Source organism: Burkholderia sp. Se-20373, from assembly GCF_017104705.1.
Lineage (GTDB): Bacteria > Pseudomonadota > Gammaproteobacteria > Burkholderiales > Burkholderiaceae > Burkholderia.
Genome location: NZ_JAAGPH010000391.1, coordinates 1 through 627, shown reverse-complemented (window position 1 = coordinate 627; position 627 = coordinate 1). Strand labels below are relative to the sequence as shown.

The 627-nt window shown below is 64.3% G+C and carries 1 pseudogene; it reads left to right on the top strand.

Annotation, left to right across the window (positions count from 1 at the left end):
- Positions 1-627, top strand: a pseudogene (locus G3N96_RS38935) (RHS repeat protein); the annotation flags it as partial.

The following is a 627-nucleotide window of genomic DNA, read 5'->3' as shown; positions in this document are numbered from 1 at the left end:
ACGGCGACCAGGGACATCGGATCACGACGGTCGAGTTCGATGCGGTTGGCCGGCTGACGTCGCGTCAGACCGGGCAATGGGATTCGGACGCCCGTCAGTGGAAATACGGCGAGCAAGAGCGATTCGCATACAACGGCAACGGCCAGATGGTCCTTGCGGAGAATGACGCGAGCCGCCTGCAGTGGTTCCACGACGAGGCCGGCAATGTCACGCGTGAACACCAGCATTTCCGCTTCCTGAAAGGGCGGCGTGTTGCGGTGTGGCGCCACGAATATGACGTGCTGAATGAGCGCGTGGCGACGATCCGCCCGGACGGTCACCGGGTGGCGGTTCTGACCTACGGCAGCGGCCATGTGCACGGCGTGCTGCTCGATGACACGGAACTGGTGCAGATCGAACGGGACGCGCTGCATCGCGAGATCGAGCGGGTGCAGGGCAATGGCCTGACCCAGACACAAGAGTACGATGCGGCGGGACGGCTGCTACGCCAGAAGCTGAATGTGACCCGGAGCGAAACGCCGGGCGGAAAGCGGCTCGTGCAGCGCAGCTACACCTACGACCGCGCGGGTCAGCTGGAGCGGATCGAGGACACGCAGAACGGCATGCGGACTTATCGCTACGATCCGG